Source organism: Enterobacter sp. Cy-643, from assembly GCF_011752815.1.
Lineage (GTDB): Bacteria > Pseudomonadota > Gammaproteobacteria > Enterobacterales > Enterobacteriaceae > Cedecea.
Window position 1 is genome coordinate 386378 of the sequence record NZ_VWWV01000002.1, and the last position, 17518, is coordinate 403895.

Sequence of the window (17518 nt, forward strand, 5' to 3'; positions counted from 1 at the left end):
CTGTAATCAACGAACGAAAGACCGGTGCCGCAGAGATTAACGCACCAGCGCCAGTAATTGCTTGAGGAGCGTTTCCGCGAGAGGTGAATCGAGCTGCGCATCTACCGGCAGATACCACCAGTTTGTATGGCCCCCGGCAAACGCACGGCATTTTACTGCATCTTTTTCCGTCATCAGTACGACTTGCTCCGCCGTCGCGATAGCCAACATATCCTGTTCGGTAATTGCCTGATGATCGGCCAGCGCCACTGTTTTCACCGGCGTAACGCCGCATTGCGCAAGCGTGGCGAAGAAACGAGGTGGATGGCCAATACCGGCCATGGCCACAACGTTAGAAAAGTCGGTTACCGGGCGACGTTCACCGGTGAGTACGTTAATGGCGAGCCCGGGCTTCAGGCGCATGCCGATTTCGCCAGCCTGCGGTTCCCCGCCGTTCACGATAATTGCGTCTACGCTGCGTAAACGCCCCGCTCTTTCACGCATTGGCCCGGCAGGTAACCACCAGCCATTACCAAACCTGCGGGCACCGTCGATCACAACGATTTCTTTATCGCGTCCCAGAGCATAATGCTGTAGGCCATCATCGGTAATAATGATTTGTGGGGCTGCAGCCACAATAAGGGCTTTTACAGCCTCACTGCGTTTTGGCGCAACCGCGACGGGCGCCCCGGTGCGTTGAAAAATAAGTACCGGTTCGTCTCCAGCTTCGGAAGGTGTGGTTTTTGCATCAAGCAGCAGAGGATAAACAGCGGCTTTTCCGCCGTAGCCCCGGGACACAACGCCAACGCTCACGCCACGCTGCTGTAGCTGCTCCACAAGCCAGATAACAACGGGTGTTTTCCCGTTTCCCCCCGCCGTCAGATTTCCAACGACAACCACGGGTACAGGGGCACGCCATATGGCACGCAGACCAATACGGTAAGACAGGCGGATAACGCCGCTCACCAGGCCATAAAGCCAGGAAAGCGGCAGCAGCAGCAGGTAGAGAGGTGATTTTCCCGACCAGATACGCTCTATCATTCGCCGAATTGCATCTTATGTAGCTGGGCATACACGCCGCGATGGGCAAGCAGTTCCAGGTGTGGCCCGCGCTCGACGATACAACCATCTTCCACCACCACGATTTCATCAGCCTGCTCAATCGTTGACAGCCGGTGAGCAATCACCAGTGATGTGCGGTTCTTTTGCAGTTCATCCAGGGCAGATTGAATAGCGCGTTCTGATTCCGTGTCGAGCGCAGAAGTGGCTTCATCCAGAATCAGGATTGGGCTGTCGCGCAGCAGCGCGCGAGCAATGGCGATACGCTGACGCTGGCCACCAGACAGCAGCACACCATTCTCACCGATGATGGTGTCCAGCCCGTTGTCCATTTTACTGATGAAGTCCATCGCGTAAGCCATGCGCGCGGCCTTTTCGATATCTTCACGGGAATATTCGCCGGTGCGGGCGTAGGCAATATTATTCGCCACGGTATCGTTAAAGAGATGAACATTTTGCGACACCAGCCCCACCTGATCGCGCAGAGACGCGAGGGTGTATTCACGTATATCGTGCCCGTCAATCAGGATTTCACCTTCCTGCTGCTCGTAGAAACGCGTGATCAGACTGGCAATCGTCGATTTACCCGAACCTGAACGCCCTACCAGCGCAACAGTTTTTCCGGCCGGAATGGTCAGGTTGATATTGCGCAGCGCAGGAATATCACGGCCTGGATAGGTGAAGGTCACATTGCGGAATTCAACGTCGCCTTTAGAACGATCGATGACCAGCTTGCCACCGTCCTTTTCCTGCTCAGAGTCCAGGATAGAGAACAGCGTTTGACATGCGGCCATCCCGCGCTGGAATTGAGCGTTGACGTTCGTCAGCGACTTAAGCGGGCGCATTAGCGCAATCATGGAGGAGAACACCACGGTAATGGTACCGGCGGTCAGGGTTTCCATAACGCTTGGGAAGCTGGCGGCATAAAGTACAAAAGCCAACGCCAGGGAAGCAATAAGCTGAATAATCGGGTCAGAGATAGAAGAGGCTGAAACCAGCTTCATCCCCTGATTACGCATGCGGTTACTGACTTTGTCAAAGCGGTCGGTTTCTACCTGCTGACCACCGAAAATCAGCACTTCTTTGTGCCCCTTCAGCATCTGTTCTGCGCTGGTAGTGACCTGTCCCATGGTGTTCTGCATGTTTTTGCTGATATTACGGAAGCGCTTAGAGACAAAGCGGATGGCAAAGGACACAATCGGTGCCAACACGATCAGGATCACTGAAAGCTGCCAGCTGTACCAGAACATCAATATAAACAGGCCAATAATTGATGCTCCCTCACGGACAACGGTGATCAGCGCGCCGGAAGAGGAAGAGGCAACCTGCTCAGAATCATAGGTAATACGCGAAAGTAACGTCCCGGTGGACTGCTGATCGAAAAAAGAAACCGGCATTCCCATCATGTGGCTGAACAGTCGACGGCGCATGTTCATTACCACCATGCCTGACACCCATGAAATACAGTAGCTTGAAACATAGCTGGTCACGCCACGCAGCAGCATCAGCGCAATCACGGCCAGAGGCATCCATAGCAGCACAGAAGAATCCGTTTTACCAAAACCATCATCCAGTAATGGTTTAAGCAGCGAAAGCATGTAGGTGTCACTCGCCGCATTGAGGATTAACGCTATCCCAGCCACAATCAGACCCGTTCTAAAGGGGGAAATCATCGGCCAGAGCCGGCGGAAAGTCTGCCATGTGGAGAGATCTTTATCGTTCTGCATTAAGTCGAACCAGCCTTTTATGAAATAGCCGCATATTCTACCCATTATCTCGGGTGACGCCAAACCACTGATGATACCAACGGGGCAATATTTGCTCTCTGAAGCCAGAGATTTGCCATTTATCACCTTTTATTTCAATTGTCAGCTGCCCTGATTGAGCCGTGTCATGCCACTGATAGCCGTATTGCCGATAACGATTAATAATTGTTGAAGACGGCAAACGCCAGGCGTTGAACCTGGAAGCTGAAGCCAGCGCCACGCTGCCTGAAACGGCTCTCAGTAAAGGGCCGCTGGACGAAGTTCGGCTCCCATGGTGCGGAACCTGCAGGACGTTGGCTTCTAGCGTTTGCCACCGTTTTCTCAGCATAGCCAGTTCTGCATTTGCCTCAAGGTCCCCCGTCAGCAAAAGGCTGAATCCTCCGTGACTAACCTTAACCACACAAGAGCGATTGTTGCTGCTCCCCTCGTACTCTTCGGGTGGCCACAGCACGTCGAAATTAATTTTCTGCCATGTCCACCGTTGACCACGAAAGCAAGGCTCATGCCCCTCCCAGCGCAAAGGGCTACGAATATTTAAAGCAGGCCACTGCTGCTTAAGACTTTTCAATCCACCGATATGATCAAGATGTTCATGGCTAATAATTACCTGTTCTGGCTGAAGGTTACGCCATTTTAACCAGGGAATAATCACGGTCTTAGCCGCGTCGCCCCCAGGCCACGCGTTGCCCGTATCGTAGAGTAACGCTTTCCCTTCGCGCTCAATCACTACGGCAAGCCCATGTCCGACATCAAGCATATGGACAGCCCAGCTATTGCTCTCCGGCTTCCGCCACAGGGGAAGCATCATCACAAACAATACCGCCGCAGCCGTAGCGGAAGAGCTTCGCCAAAAGCCGAATCGCCATATCACTATGGCCCACCAGGCAATGAATGCCAGAAATTGATAACGGCGATCGAGCTCTTTCCACCCCTCCGGCAACCCAGCCAATAACCCGAATACGCCTGCTAATGATTTGTCGGCCAGTGACCAAAGCACCTCGCCAATGACAGGGACTTCTCCGAACACCATACCGGCTAAAATTAAAGGCACGCTAACGAACGTAATCAACGGCACAGCGAAGAGATTCGCGGCCAGTGAAGTCATGCTGATACCGTGAAATAAAATCACCTGAAGTGGAATGAGCAGGAGCGTAATACCCGCCTGCAAATAAAGCAGTTCGACAAAAGGCCGAAGCCAGCGATTTGTCATCCTGCGTGGCAGCGGTACCCACTGGTACCAAAAAATAAGCCCGCAGACAGCAAGCGCGGAAAGCCAAAGACTTTCAGACAAAATAGCCATCGGTTCGCTAAACACAATGCCCGCGACACAGCACAACAATACATCCCAGGCTGACCACTTTCTGCCGTTCAGACGGAGTATTGCCCAAATGCCCATCCCAACCTGGGTTCTGACCGCTGGCGGATTCATCCCCGACAGCCAGGTGTAAAATAGCGCAACGCTAAAACTCATCACCAGGGGAAAACGAAACCCTATCATCGATGCAGGCAGGCAAAATTGCAGAGCCCGGGCAAACATCCAGCCAATCCCGCCGGCTAACGCAATATGCAGCCCAGAAATGGCCATTAGATGTGCTGTCCCGGTATCACGCATGATTTTTTTGACGTCTTCGCTGACATCAATTCGCTCGCCAAAACCCAGAGCGATAATCACGCCTTGCCATGAGAGATTGGCGGTGGCATTTTTGGCCTGCTGGAGCCATTTACCTCGAAGATTACAGCTCCCCGATAGCAGGTTTGCCTTCAACACCCTGCCATTAAACGGCAGCATCTGCGAAAGAGCATAACGCTGCCCGTCAAAAATACCTTCATTAAGGCGCCCATGCACCGGGCGAAGACGTAGCGTCATTAACCATGTTTGTCCTTCACAAACTGGCTCAGGCAATACTCTATTTCGCAATACAACGCCGGGCGCGGGAAACAGGTAGCGCTCATCCCGTTTGACTATCCGCAGTTCATGCCGTTTTTCGCCATCACTTCTCGTGACTTTCACCTGTACGGTCAGCGGTTTCTCCCCGAAATCAGAGAACATATCCAGCATTTGCCGCGCGCCCAGCAGATTCCAGCTCAAAAACAAAAGGCAAAGCACCAGATAGCGCACCCAAACGATACGCCCCCAAAAAATAGACAGTATCAGCGCGGCCACCAGAATCAGCAAAATGCCATTTTGTTCCGGAATAACCGACAGCCATAACAGTGGCAAAGCGCTAATCAGAACGGCGCCAGCAACGGCAGGAATAGAAAACACATCCACCTCCTTGTTGCAGGCAGTGTGCGGCAAGATTGAGATTAAATCAGAAAGCGATCGGGGAAATACGCGATGGCCTGAACGCCATTAAGCCCGGCTTAACAATGTTGTGTAAGCCTTCTGGAAGGTGCTCGCAAAGAGCAAATTCAGTAAAAAAAATGGCACCTCAGATGAGATGCCATTTTTGCTAACTCCGAGGAATTAGCCGTAAATATTGGCGCGGTCACGCAACTCTTTGCCTGGCTTGAAGTGTGGAACGTATTTGCCTTCCAGATCCACTTTATCGCCGGTTTTCGGGTTACGTCCGGTGCGAGGAGCGCGATAGTGTAAGGAGAAACTGCCGAAACCCCGGATTTCAATACGTTCACCCTCGGCGAGCGTAGAGGCCATATGCTCCAGCATTTCCTTTACCGCATCCTCTACTGCTTTCGCAGGGATGTGAGATTGCTGGGTTGCAAGTCTTTCGATCAATTCTGACTTGGTCATGATTCCTCCGGTTTCCTTTCAGGAAAATTAGCTTACAGCTCTCAATCGAACAAGGGCGGCCGAAGCCGCCCTGATTTTATACCCTGGCAGAAGCCGGGATACAACGCTCGGACGATTACTCGCCTTTAGCTGCTTTGAATGCTTCAGCCATTGCGTTAGAGAAGTTGCCTTCTTCCTGTTTGTTGTTAACAGTCGCAATTGCATCTTTCTCGTCAGCTTCGTCTTTAGCACGAACAGACAGGCTTACAACACGGTTTTTACGATCAACGCCGGTGAATTTAGCTTCAACATCGTCGCCAACGTTCAGAACCAGAGTTGCATCTTCAACGCGGTCACGGGAAGCTTCAGAAGCACGCAGGTAGCCTTCTACGCCATCTGCTAATTCAACTGTAGCACCTTTCGCGTCAACTGCCGTTACTTTACCAGTAACGATAGTACCTTTCTTGTTCAGCGCAACGTAGTTGTTGAACGGATCTTCAGCAAGCTGTTTAACGCCCAGGGAGATACGCTCACGCTCTGCGTCAACCTGCAGAACAACGGCTGCAATTTCGTCGCCTTTTTTGTATTCACGTACTGCTTCTTCGCCTGCAACGTTCCAGGAGATGTCAGACAGGTGAACCAGGCCGTCGATGCCGCCGTCCAGGCCGATGAAGATACCGAAGTCAGTGATAGACTTGATTTTACCTTCAACACGGTCGCCTTTGTTGTGGGTCTCAGCGAACTGCTGCCATGGGTTGTTTTTGCACTGCTTCAGACCCAGGGAGATACGACGACGTTCTTCGTCGATATCCAGAACCATCACTTCCACTACATCACCAACGTTAACAACTTTGGATGGGTGGATGTTTTTGTTGGTCCAATCCATTTCGGAAACGTGAACCAGGCCTTCAACGCCTTCTTCGATTTCAACGAAGCAGCCGTAGTCGGTCAGGTTGGTCACGCGACCAGTCAGTTTGGTACCTTCTGGATAACGCTTAGCAATAGCTACCCATGGATCTTCGCCCAGCTGTTTCAGGCCGAGGGAAACACGAGTACGCTCGCGGTCGAACTTCAGCACTTTAACAGTGATTTCATCGCCAACGTTCACGATTTCGCTTGGATGCTTAACGCGTTTCCATGCCATATCGGTGATGTGCAGCAGGCCATCAACGCCACCCAGGTCAACGAATGCACCGTAGTCAGTGAGGTTCTTAACGATACCTTTAACTTCCATGCCTTCTTGCAGGTTTTCAAGCAGCTGATCGCGCTCTGCGCTGTTCTCAGACTCGATAACCGCACGACGGGAAACAACAACGTTGTTGCGTTTCTGGTCAAGCTTGATCACTTTGAACTCAAGCTCTTTGCCTTCGAGGTGCAGAGTGTCGCGAACTGGACGAACGTCAACCAGGGAACCTGGCAGGAACGCACGAATACCGTTCAGCTCAACAGTGAAGCCACCTTTAACTTTGCCGTTGATAACACCGACCACAGTTTCAGCTTCTTCGTAAGCTTTTTCCAGCGTGATCCAAGCTTCGTGACGTTTAGCTTTCTCACGGGACAGCAGGGTTTCACCGAAGCCGTCTTCTACTGCGTCCAGCGCAACGTCAACTTCGTCACCAACCTGGATTTCCAGTTCGCCGGCTGCGTTTTTGAACTGCTCTGCAGGAATTGCAGATTCAGATTTCAGGCCCGCATCAACCAGAACGACGTCTTTGTCGATAGCAACAACAACACCACGAACGATGGAACCCGGACGGGTTTCAATTGTTTTAAGGGATTCTTCAAATAGTTGAGCAAAAGATTCAGTCATGTTTAATCTTCAAAAGTTAGATTAACGTCCATCTGGCCTCATGCCGGATGGGGTTGTTTTACATACCCGCTCACACTCCGTTGCAGCGGGGGTACTACGAATTCAGAGGCTTGCCTACCTTTAACTCAGGCAGCAGCCAGTTTTTGGCGCGCGTATTGTAGCGCTTTTTCAATCACTTGCTCAATACTCATACTGGTTGAATCCAGCACTAAAGCATCGGCAGCGGGTACTAACGGCGCTACAGACCGATTGCGGTCGCGATCGTCGCGTTCCTTTATCTCGGCCAAAAGGCGCTCAAAGTTAACACTAAAGCCCTTCTCCTGCAACTGTAGCATGCGCCTGTGGGCGCGCTCTTCGGAGGAGGCATCAAGGAAAATTTTCACCGGTGCATCCGGGAATACAACGGTTCCCATATCGCGGCCATCGGCAATCAGGCCCGGCGCTTCGCGGAAAGCGCGCTGACGGCGCAGCAGGGCTTCTCGCACACGCGGGAACGCCGCCACCTGAGAAGCCGCGTTTGCCACTTCCTGAGTGCGGATTTCAGCGCTAACGTCTTCCCCTTCCAGGATCACTTCCAAATTGCCGTCGGTGGAAATAAACCGAACGTCCAGGTGAGCCGCAAGAGGCACCAGCGCGTCTTCGGAAGCCACATCAACATGGTGATGTAACGCCGCGAGCGCCAGAACGCGATAAATCGCACCAGAGTCCAGCAGATGCCACTGCAGCGCTTCGGCCATGGCCTTACAGAGCGTGCCTTTACCGGCGCCACTTGGGCCATCAATCGTTATTACCGGGGCGGATGCCGTCATCGTTTTCTCCTCTATCGCTGGATTCGCGGGTGGTAAACGCCGCGCATTATACGCCGCAACCGCCAGGACTGTTATCTTTCCGGGCAAATATCCACGGGAATCAGGCTGAGTGTAGAAGAATTGTGCAGCAGGAGTTGTAAGGATTCATCGAGAGAAAGAAAAACCGCATCGGACGATGCGGTTTTACGAATGTTATACCGGGGTACTGATGCGCGCTAACTGCTCGAAATAATCCGGGAAGGTTTTCGCCGTACAGCCAGGATCAAGAATCGTCACAGGCGTATCAGAGAGCGCCACCAGCGAGAAGCACATCGCCATACGGTGATCGTTATATGTGCCGATCTCAGCAAACGTCAGCTTAGCCGGTGGCGTAACACGAATATAGTCTTCACCCTCTTCAACTTCTGCGCCCACTTTTCGTAATTCCGTCGCCATTGCGCTCAGACGATCTGTTTCTTTTACGCGCCAGTTATAGATATTACGCAGCGTGGTCGTGCCTTTAGCAAACAGCGCCGCTGTCGCGATAGTCATTGCCGCATCCGGGATATGGTTCATGTCCATGTCGATAGCGTTTAGCTCACCACGTTCACAGCTAATGAAGTCATCGCCCCAGGTTACTTTCGCGCCCATTTTCTCAAGTACATCAGCAAAGCGAATATCGCCCTGCACACTGTTACTGCCGATGCCGGTAACCTTGACCACGCCACCTTTAATTGCCCCTGCGGCCAGGAAGTAAGAGGCGGAGGAGGCATCCCCTTCGACCAGGTATGCCCCTGGAGATTGATACTGCTGTGCGCCGCGAATCAGGAAGCTGCGATAGTCGCGGTTTTCAACTTCCACACCGAAGGTTTTCATCAGGTGCAGCGTGATGTCGATATACGGTTTGGAAACCAGTTCGCCTTTAATGGTGATTTCGGTGTCATTTGCTGCCAGAGGAGCCGCCATCAGAAGCGCAGTCAGGAACTGGCTGGATACGCTGCCGTCCACTTCAACCTTACCGCCGCCAAAGCCGCCACGCAGGCACAACGGCGGGTAGTTTTCTTGCTCGAGGTACTCAATGTCCGCCCCGCCCTGGCGCAGCGCGTCAACCAGATGGCCGATCGGGCGCTCTTTCATCCGCGGCTCGCCGGTAAGCACAATGTTGTTACTGCCGAGGCACAACGCCGCAGCCAGCGGACGCATAGCTGTGCCAGCGTTCCCTAAAAAGAGTTCCAGCTCACCTTGTGCCTGCAGAGGCCCGGCCACACCGGTGACTTCACAACGGGTACGATCCGCCGAAAGCGTATAGTTCACGCCCAGCGCCTTCAGCGCGTTAAGCATATGGCGGACATCATCGCTATCCAGCAGATTGGTCAGCACCGTCGTGCCTTTGGCCAGCGCGGCCAGTAACAACGCACGGTTAGACACGCTTTTTGAACCCGGCAGATTAATGGTGCCGTCGACCAGCGCGATGGGTTGTAACGTCAGGGATTCCAGCATGGGAAAAATACTCTCAACTCAAACAGAATAAAAACCCCGCAGACGAGCCGCGGGGCGAAGTACTAATGCATTAATTAACCGTGGCGACGTTCGAAGTCCACCATGAAGTCAGTTAACGCTTTGACGCCATCGAGCGGCATCGCGTTGTAAATCGAGGCGCGCATACCCCCCACAACGCGGTGACCTTTCAGGGAATGCAGGCCCGCAGCGAAAGACTCCTCAAGGAACACTTTGTCCAGCGCGCTATCCGCCAGCTGGAAAGGCACGTTCATCCGGGAGCGGTTAGAAGCCGCAACATCGTTACGATAAAAATCGCTGTTATCAATCACGCCGTACAGCAGCTCAGCCTTGGCCTGGTTGATACGATCCATCGAGGCAACACCACCTTGTTCTTTCAGCCACTTAAAGACCAGGCCTGCCAGATACCAGGCAAAAGTTGGCGGCGTGTTGAACATTGAGTCGTTATCGTTCAGCACGGTGTAATCGATAATCGATGGACATGCTTTGTGCGCCTTGCCCAACAAATCTTCGCGAACAACAACCAGCGTCAGGCCGGCCGGACCAATGTTTTTCTGTGCGCCAGCATAGATCACGCCGAAGCGGCTAACGTCGATAGGACGAGACAAAATAGTCGAAGAGAAGTCTGCGGCAACGACGGTGTCACCAAAATCTGGGGTTTCATCTATTGAAATGCCGTCAATGGTTTCATTCGGGCAATAGTGCAGAAACGCGCTGTTGTCAGACACCTGCCATTCACTCATCGGCTTGATAGCGCGTTTACCGTCCACGGTGATTTTCACATCATGGGCAACCGGCTGGCAGTATTTTTTTGCTTCTTTTATTGCGCTATTTGCCCAGTACCCGCCGTCAATGTAGTCGGCCGTGGTTTTGTCACCGAGAATATTCAGCGGCACGCCTGCAAACTGGCCGCGCCCGCCGCCGTGGCAGAATAAAACTTTATAGTTGGAGGGGATTTGCAGCAGATCGCGAAAATCTTTTTCCGCCTCTTCCGCGACCTGAATAAACTCTTTACCACGGTGGCTAATTTCCATTACGGAAGTACCCAGACCGTGCCAGTCGCACAGCTCCTGTTGTGCACGACGAAGTACTTCAGCCGGCAGCATCGCCGGACCAGAACTAAAATTGTATACCTGTGTCATTTCCCCTCACCACGCCTCGAGCAATAAGTTTTTATTACATTATCGGTTTTATCATTCAGCGACGCAGTGTTGCAATGGTTAATCCCTCGCGGAAGACCAATGTGAGCAAAATCACACAACACAATCTTCCGGCAAGCGAAAAAACTGCCCGATTTCCGGCGGGAATGTACTCCGGCGGACATGCCCAATGACGGCCTGTCATTTTACTACCATAACAGTGAGTTACTGTAAGCAGGCATAGCCTGTTATGCTAGCGTCGCCTGCACCGTGCGAAGAATAGCGTCTGCCCGGTAAAACCCGTATCATTGCGCGTTTTGCGTACCATTAAAGTGAACCCCATGACCCAGACATTTATCCCCGGCAAAGATGCCGCCCTGGAAGACTCCATCGCTCGCTTCCAGAAAAAACTGACCGACCTCGGTTTTAATATCGAAGAAGCCTCCTGGCTTAACCCGGTACCGAACGTTTGGTCGGTGCATATTCGCGACAAAGACAGCGCCCTTTGCTTCACCAACGGCAAAGGCGCAACCAAAAAAGCCGCGCTGGCATCCGCGCTGGGTGAATATTTTGAACGTCTGTCGACCAACTACTTCTTCGCTGATTTCTGGCTGGGCGATACGATTGCAAACGGTCCGTTCGTGCATTACCCCAATGAGAAGTGGTTCCCGCTGCCGGAAGATGACCAACTGCCAGCAGGCATTCTCGACGATCGTCTGCGCGCATTCTATGACCCGGAAAATGAAGTCGGCGCCGGGATGCTGATCGATCTGCAGTCCGGGAACGAAGAGCGCGGTATTTGTGCCCTGCCGTTCACCCGCCAGTCAGACCTGCAGACCGTTTATATCCCGATGAATATCATTGGTAACCTGTACGTTTCCAACGGCATGTCTGCGGGCAACACGGCCAATGAAGCACGAGTTCAGGGTCTGTCTGAAGTCTTCGAGCGCCATATCAAAAACCGGATCATCGCAGAAAGCATCAGCCTGCCCGAGATCCCACAGGATGTGCTGGCCCGCTATCCGGGCGTCGTGGAGTCCATTAAAACGCTTGAAGCTGAAGGCTTCCCTATTTTTGCGTACGACGGTTCTCTGGGCGGTAAGTACCCGGTTATCTGCGTCGTGCTTTTCAATCCGGCCAACGGAACCTGTTTCGCCTCCTTCGGCGCGCACCCTGATTTTGGTGTAGCGCTGGAGCGTACCGTCACCGAGCTGTTGCAGGGGCGTGGTCTGAAAGATCTGGATGTCTTTACGCCGCCAACCTTCGACGATGAAGAAGTCGCCGAACACGCGAACCTGGAAACACACTTCATCGATTCCAGCGGCCTGATTTCCTGGGATATGTTCAAGCAGGATGCAGATTACCCGTTTGCTGACTGGAGCTTTGCTGGCACAACGGAAGAAGAGTTCGCGACGCTGATGGCTATCTTCAAGTCGGAAGATAAAGAGGTGTATATCGCCGACTACGAGCATTTGGACGTCTATGCCTGCCGCATTATCGTCCCGGGCATGTCTGATATTTACCCTGCCGACGACCTGCTGCTGGCTAACAACAGCATGGGTAGTCACCTGCGTGAAACGATTCTTGCGCTGCCGGACAGCGAATGGGAGCAGCAGGACTATCTGGATCTGATTGCCCAACTGGACGACGAAGGTCACGACGATTTCACCCGCGTGCGTGAATTACTGGGCCTGGCTACCGGGAAAGATAACGGCTGGTATACGCTGCGCATTGGCGAGTTGAAAGCCATGCTGGCACTTGCCGGGGGCGATCTTGAGCAGGCGCTGATCTGGACCGAATGGACCATGGAGTTCAACGCCTCTATCTTTAGCCCGGCGCGTGCCAACTACTACCGCTGCCTGCAAACTCTGCTTCTTCTGTCACAGGAAGAAGAGCGCGAGCCTCTGCAATACCTGAACGCTTTCGTACGCATGTACGGGGCTGAAGCGGTAGATGCCGCCAGCGCGGCAATGAGCGGTGAGGCGGCCTTCTATGGTCTGCAGCCGGTGGATAAAGATCTGAAAGCTTTCCCTGCACATCAGGCTCTGCTGGCCGCGTACGAAAAATTACAGCGTGCTAAAGCCAAATATTGGCAGGTTAAGTAATTTATTGACAACTTCCAGGTGCGTGCAGCACCTTGTCTGAGCTATATTACGGGGCGCTTTTTGCGCCCCTTTTTATTATTGCAACAATAATAATTTATTATGTAATTTTTTGGTTAATTTCAGGTAAATGGTTATTTTTCGATAGCGGCAATAATGTTATCGGAATATAAAAATACTCCATTATAATTAACCAATTTCGCGTGCGGGAGAAGCAAAATTCAATTTTATCTATAATTATTAAAATTTATTTTTCAATTAATAATCAATGAATTAAGATGAAAAACAGGAAAAGACCTGCTTTTTCAGTGCCTATTAGCTTGGCGAGATATGATCCACATCAATTTTTACTCTATAATGCTTTGTTAGTATCACCTCGCCGAATTAAATAAGAGAGAGTTAGTGTGAAAGCTGACAACCCTTTTGATCTAGTACTTCCACCAGCGATGGCAAAAATTGCCGAAGATGCTGGCGTCTATAAAGCAACAAAACAACCGCTAACGACTTTTTACTTAGCAATTACCGCTGGCGTCTTCATTTCGATTGCCTTCGTGTTCTACATCACCGCCACAACCGGTACATCCACGATTCCTTTCGGAATTGCCAAACTGATTGGCGGCACATGCTTCTCACTGGGTTTAATTCTTTGCGTTATCTGCGGTGCAGACCTTTTCACCTCCACTGTGCTGATTGTTGTTGCCAAAGCCAGCGGTCGTATCACTTGGGGCCAGCTACTACGTAACTGGGCTAACGTCTACATCGGTAACCTGATCGGTGCCCTGATCTTTGTGCTGCTAATCTGGCTGTCCGGCATGTATATGACCGCCAATGGCGCATGGGGGCTGAATGTTCTACAAACCGCCGACCATAAAATGCACCACACATTTGTTGAGGCCGTCTGCCTAGGTATCCTGGCAAACCTGATGGTGTGCCTCGCCGTCTGGATGAGCTACTCCGGCCGCAGCCTGATGGACAAAATGTTTGCTATGATCCTTCCGGTTGCCATGTTTGTTGCCAGCGGCTTTGAGCACAGCATCGCAAATATGTTCATGATCCCGATGGCTATCGTGGTTCGTGACTTTGCCAGCCCGGAATTCTGGACCGCCGTAGGGTCTTCTCCGGAAAGTTTCTCGCATCTGACCGTGCTGAACTTCATCACCGATAACCTGATTCCAGTCACCATCGGAAACATCATCGGCGGAGGTTTACTGGTTGGGTTGACATACTGGGTAATTTATCTGCGCGGTGGCGACAAGCACTAAGCTAAGCCAGTACGCAGGTTTAAGAACTCCACATTAAAGGTAGGTGTTACATGTCCGAGCAAAATGAAAAGTTAGCCACAGCCTGGGAAGGTTTTGCTAAAGGCGACTGGCAGAATGAAGTAAACGTACGTGACTTCATTCAGAAAAACTACACCCCGTACGAGGGTGACGAGTCCTTCCTGGCAGGTGCTACCGACGCAACTACCAAACTGTGGGACAGCGTGATGGAAGGCATCAAACTGGAAAACAGCACTCACGCGCCAGTTGACTTCGATACCGACCTCGCCTCTACCATCACCGCTCACGATGCGGGCTACATCAACAAGTCCCTGGAAACTATCGTGGGTCTGCAGACTGATGCGCCTCTGAAACGCGCCATCATTCCTTTCGGCGGCATCAAAATGGTCGAAGGTTCTTGCAAAGTATACGGTCGTGAACTCGACCCAATGCTGAAAAAGATCTTCACCGAATACCGTAAAACCCACAACCAGGGCGTGTTTGACGTTTACACCAAAGACATCCTGAACTGCCGTAAATCCGGCGTCATTACCGGTCTGCCAGACGCCTATGGCCGTGGCCGTATCATCGGTGACTACCGTCGCGTTGCGCTGTACGGTATCGACTACCTGATGAAAGACAAGTTCGCTCAGTTCAACTCACTGCAAACCAAACTGGAAAACGGTGAAGACCTGGAAGCAACTATCCGTCTGCGTGAAGAAATCTCCGAACAGCACCGCGCGCTGGGTCAGATCAAAGAGATGGCCGCTAAATATGGCTACGACATCTCCGGTCCTGCGACCAACGCTCAGGAAGCTATTCAGTGGACTTACTTCGGCTACCTGGCCGCGGTTAAATCTCAGAACGGCGCTGCAATGTCCTTCGGTCGCGTATCCACCTTCCTGGATGCCTACATCGAGCGCGACATCAAAGCAGGCAAAATCAACGAGCAAGACGCTCAGGAAATGATTGACCACCTGGTCATGAAACTGCGTATGGTTCGCTTCCTGCGTACCCCTGAATACGATGAGCTGTTCTCCGGCGACCCAATCTGGGCAACCGAATCTATCGGCGGTATGGGCGTTGATGGCCGTACTCTGGTGACCAAAAACAGCTTCCGCTTCCTGAACACCCTGTACACCATGGGGCCGTCTCCGGAGCCAAACATCACCATTCTGTGGTCTGAAAAACTGCCACTGAACTTCAAAAAATACGCGGCTAAAGTCTCCATCGATACCTCTTCTCTGCAGTACGAGAATGACGATCTGATGCGTCCTGACTTCAACAACGACGACTACGCTATCGCATGCTGCGTAAGCCCAATGATTGTTGGTAAGCAAATGCAGTTCTTCGGGGCTCGTGCAAACCTGGCGAAAACCATGCTGTATGCAATCAACGGCGGCGTTGATGAAAAACTGAAAATGCAGGTTGGTCCTAAAGAAGCACCAATCACTGCCGACGTTCTGGACTACGACAATGTGTTGGATCGTCTGGATCACTTCATGGACTGGCTGGCTAAACAGTACGTTACCGCGCTGAACATCATTCACTACATGCATGATAAATACAGCTACGAAGCGTCTCTGATGGCTCTGCACGACCGTGACGTTGTTCGTACCATGGCTTGTGGTATCGCTGGCCTGTCCGTTGCGGCTGACTCCCTGTCTGCAATCAAATACGCGAAAGTGAAACCTATCCGTGACGAAGACGGCCTGGCCGTTGACTTTGAAATCGAAGGTGAATATCCACAGTTCGGTAACAACGATCCTCGCGTAGATGACATCGCCGTTGACCTGGTAGAACGTTTCATGAAGAAAATTCAGAAACTGACCACCTACCGTGGCGCTATCGCGACCCAGTCTGTTCTGACCATCACCTCTAACGTGGTTTATGGTAAGAAAACCGGTAACACCCCGGACGGTCGTCGCGCAGGTACTCCGTTTGGTCCAGGCGCTAACCCAATGCACGGTCGTGACCAGAAAGGTGCCGTTGCCTCTCTGACCTCCGTCGCTAAACTGCCGTTTGCCTACGCGAAAGATGGTATCTCTTATACCTTCTCCATCGTGCCAAACGCGCTGGGTAAAGACGACGACGTGCGTAAAACCAACCTTGCAGGTCTGATGGACGGTTACTTCCACCACGAAGCAAACATCGAAGGTGGTCAGCACCTGAACGTCAACGTGATGAACCGTGAAATGCTGCTGGATGCGATGGAAAACCCTGAGAAATATCCTCAGCTGACCATCCGTGTATCCGGTTATGCCGTTCGCTTCAACTCGCTGACCAAAGAGCAGCAGCAGGACGTTATTACCCGTACCTTCACTCAGTCCATCTAATTCCTTGTTAGACTGAAGAAGCGTAATATATAAAGGCTCCACTCCCGTGGGGCCTTTTTACTCACCTCCCTACCCTCAGCCTGCTTTGCCAGCTATCTATACTCTGGGTATCTGTCAAAACAGACTTAACACAGCCGGCTTGAGCTGTGCACGACACAGGTCCTGGACGGGCCACATCTGGAGAGATCACCGCAATGTCAGCAATCGGACGAATTCACTCTTTTGAATCCTGCGGTACCGTGGACGGCCCCGGTATCCGTTTTATCACCTTCTTTCAGGGCTGCCTGATGCGCTGCCTGTACTGCCACAACCGCGACACCTGGGATACCCACGGTGGCAAAGAAGTGACGGTAGAAGATCTGATGAAAGAAGTTGTCACTTATCGCCACTTCATGAATGCCTCCGGCGGCGGCGTCACCGCGTCCGGCGGCGAGGCTATCCTGCAGGCCGAGTTCGTACGTGACTGGTTCCGCGCCTGCCACAAAGAAGGGATTCATACCTGCCTGGACACCAACGGTTTTGTTCGCCGTTACGATCCGGTGATTGATGAGCTGCTGGAAGTCACCGACCTGGTGATGCTCGATCTCAAGCAGATGAACGACGAAATCCACCAAAACCTGGTGGGCGTGTCAAACCACCGTACGCTTGAATTTGCTCAATATCTGTCGAAGAAAGACATTAAAGTGTGGATCCGCTACGTAGTCGTGCCAGGCTGGTCCGACGATGATGATTCCGCCCATCGCCTGGGCGAGTTCACCCGTAACATGGGCAACGTTGAAAAAATTGAGCTGTTGCCGTATCACGAGCTGGGCAAACATAAGTGGGTGGCGATGGGCGAAGAATACAAGCTGGATGGCGTACATCCGCCGAAGAAAGAAACGATGGAACGGGTGAAAGGTATTCTGGAGCAGTACGGCCATAAAGTGATGTACTGATTCGAACCGTGCTCCCCTCTGTGGGAGCACGTATATTTGCCTGCCGACCTGTTTACTTCTCAGCAAAGCCCTGCCAATCACAAATTCCGGTGTAAT

12 protein-coding genes are annotated in these 17518 nt (G+C 52.1%); 4 read left to right on the forward strand and 8 right to left on the reverse strand.

Going from position 1 to position 17518, the window contains the following annotated elements; all coding sequences use genetic code 11:
* Positions 1-36 precede the first annotated feature (36 nt).
* From lpxK to serC, 8 genes are all read right to left on the reverse strand, one after another.
* Positions 37-1020: a tetraacyldisaccharide 4'-kinase gene (gene lpxK, locus F3J29_RS10145; protein WP_166865840.1), complete on the reverse strand. Its 984-nt coding sequence runs from the start codon at positions 1018-1020 to the stop codon at positions 37-39.
* On the reverse strand, positions 1017-2765 hold the full coding sequence (gene msbA, locus F3J29_RS10150; RefSeq protein WP_166865842.1) for a lipid A ABC transporter ATP-binding protein/permease MsbA: 1749 nt from the start codon (positions 2763-2765) through the stop codon (positions 1017-1019). The genes lpxK and msbA overlap by 4 nt, the downstream gene beginning before the upstream one ends.
* Before the next feature lie 37 nt (positions 2766-2802).
* Positions 2803-5070 (reverse strand): ComEC family protein, encoded by a 2268-nt coding sequence (locus tag F3J29_RS10155; RefSeq protein ID WP_166865844.1) that lies wholly within the window; start codon positions 5068-5070, stop codon positions 2803-2805.
* A gap of 201 nt (positions 5071-5271) precedes the next feature.
* A complete protein-coding gene (gene ihfB, locus F3J29_RS10160; RefSeq protein ID WP_008461182.1) occupies positions 5272-5556 on the reverse strand; it encodes an integration host factor subunit beta in 285 nt (94 codons plus the stop codon).
* A 115-nt stretch (positions 5557-5671) separates the two neighbouring features.
* Positions 5672-7345 (reverse strand): 30S ribosomal protein S1, encoded by a 1674-nt coding sequence (rpsA, locus tag F3J29_RS10165; protein WP_008461180.1) that lies wholly within the window; start codon positions 7343-7345, stop codon positions 5672-5674.
* Positions 7346-7470: 125 nt separating this feature from the next.
* Positions 7471-8154, reverse strand: a complete 684-nt coding sequence (gene cmk / locus F3J29_RS10170; protein WP_166865846.1) for a (d)CMP kinase — start codon at positions 8152-8154, stop codon at positions 7471-7473.
* A gap of 192 nt (positions 8155-8346) precedes the next feature.
* Positions 8347-9630: a 3-phosphoshikimate 1-carboxyvinyltransferase gene (gene aroA / locus F3J29_RS10175; protein ID WP_166866660.1), complete on the reverse strand. Its 1284-nt coding sequence runs from the start codon at positions 9628-9630 to the stop codon at positions 8347-8349.
* Positions 9631-9707: 77 nt separating this feature from the next.
* Positions 9708-10793, reverse strand: coding sequence for a 3-phosphoserine/phosphohydroxythreonine transaminase (serC, locus tag F3J29_RS10180; protein ID WP_039291499.1), 1086 nt, complete (start codon positions 10791-10793; stop codon positions 9708-9710).
* A 338-nt stretch (positions 10794-11131) separates the two neighbouring features.
* Here serC and ycaO point away from each other — a divergent pair, with 338 nt between their 5' ends.
* From ycaO to pflA, 4 genes are all read left to right on the forward strand, one after another.
* Positions 11132-12895 (forward strand): 30S ribosomal protein S12 methylthiotransferase accessory factor YcaO, encoded by a 1764-nt coding sequence (ycaO, locus tag F3J29_RS10185; RefSeq protein WP_166865848.1) that lies wholly within the window; start codon positions 11132-11134, stop codon positions 12893-12895.
* A gap of 401 nt (positions 12896-13296) precedes the next feature.
* Complete coding sequence (gene focA, locus F3J29_RS10190) at positions 13297-14154, forward strand: formate transporter FocA (protein ID WP_166865850.1); 858 nt, start codon at positions 13297-13299, stop codon at positions 14152-14154.
* Between the two features lie 50 nt (positions 14155-14204).
* The gene (gene pflB / locus F3J29_RS10195) at positions 14205-16487 is read left to right on the forward strand and encodes a formate C-acetyltransferase (protein WP_166865853.1); all 2283 of its coding nucleotides are present in this window, start codon (positions 14205-14207) and stop codon (positions 16485-16487) included.
* A gap of 194 nt (positions 16488-16681) precedes the next feature.
* Positions 16682-17422 carry a pyruvate formate lyase 1-activating protein gene (gene pflA / locus F3J29_RS10200; protein WP_166865854.1) on the forward strand — a complete coding sequence of 247 codons (741 nt, stop codon included), beginning with the start codon at positions 16682-16684 and terminating at the stop codon, positions 17420-17422.
* Positions 17423-17518: the final 96 nt, after the last annotated feature.

Coding starts and splice junctions, on each gene's coding strand:
- lpxK (WP_166865840.1), bottom strand. CDS start 1,020: ATGATAGAGCGTATCTGGTCGGGAAAATCACCTCTCTACCTGCTGCTG.
- msbA (WP_166865842.1), bottom strand. CDS start 2,765: ATGCAGAACGATAAAGATCTCTCCACATGGCAGACTTTCCGCCGGCTC.
- ihfB (WP_008461182.1), bottom strand. CDS start 5,556: ATGACCAAGTCAGAATTGATCGAAAGACTTGCAACCCAGCAATCTCAC.
- rpsA (WP_008461180.1), bottom strand. CDS start 7,345: ATGACTGAATCTTTTGCTCAACTATTTGAAGAATCCCTTAAAACAATT.
- cmk (WP_166865846.1), bottom strand. CDS start 8,154: ATGACGGCATCCGCCCCGGTAATAACGATTGATGGCCCAAGTGGCGCC.
- serC (WP_039291499.1), bottom strand. CDS start 10,793: ATGACACAGGTATACAATTTTAGTTCTGGTCCGGCGATGCTGCCGGCT.
- ycaO (WP_166865848.1), top strand. CDS start 11,132: ATGACCCAGACATTTATCCCCGGCAAAGATGCCGCCCTGGAAGACTCC.
- pflB (WP_166865853.1), top strand. CDS start 14,205: ATGTCCGAGCAAAATGAAAAGTTAGCCACAGCCTGGGAAGGTTTTGCT.
- pflA (WP_166865854.1), top strand. CDS start 16,682: ATGTCAGCAATCGGACGAATTCACTCTTTTGAATCCTGCGGTACCGTG.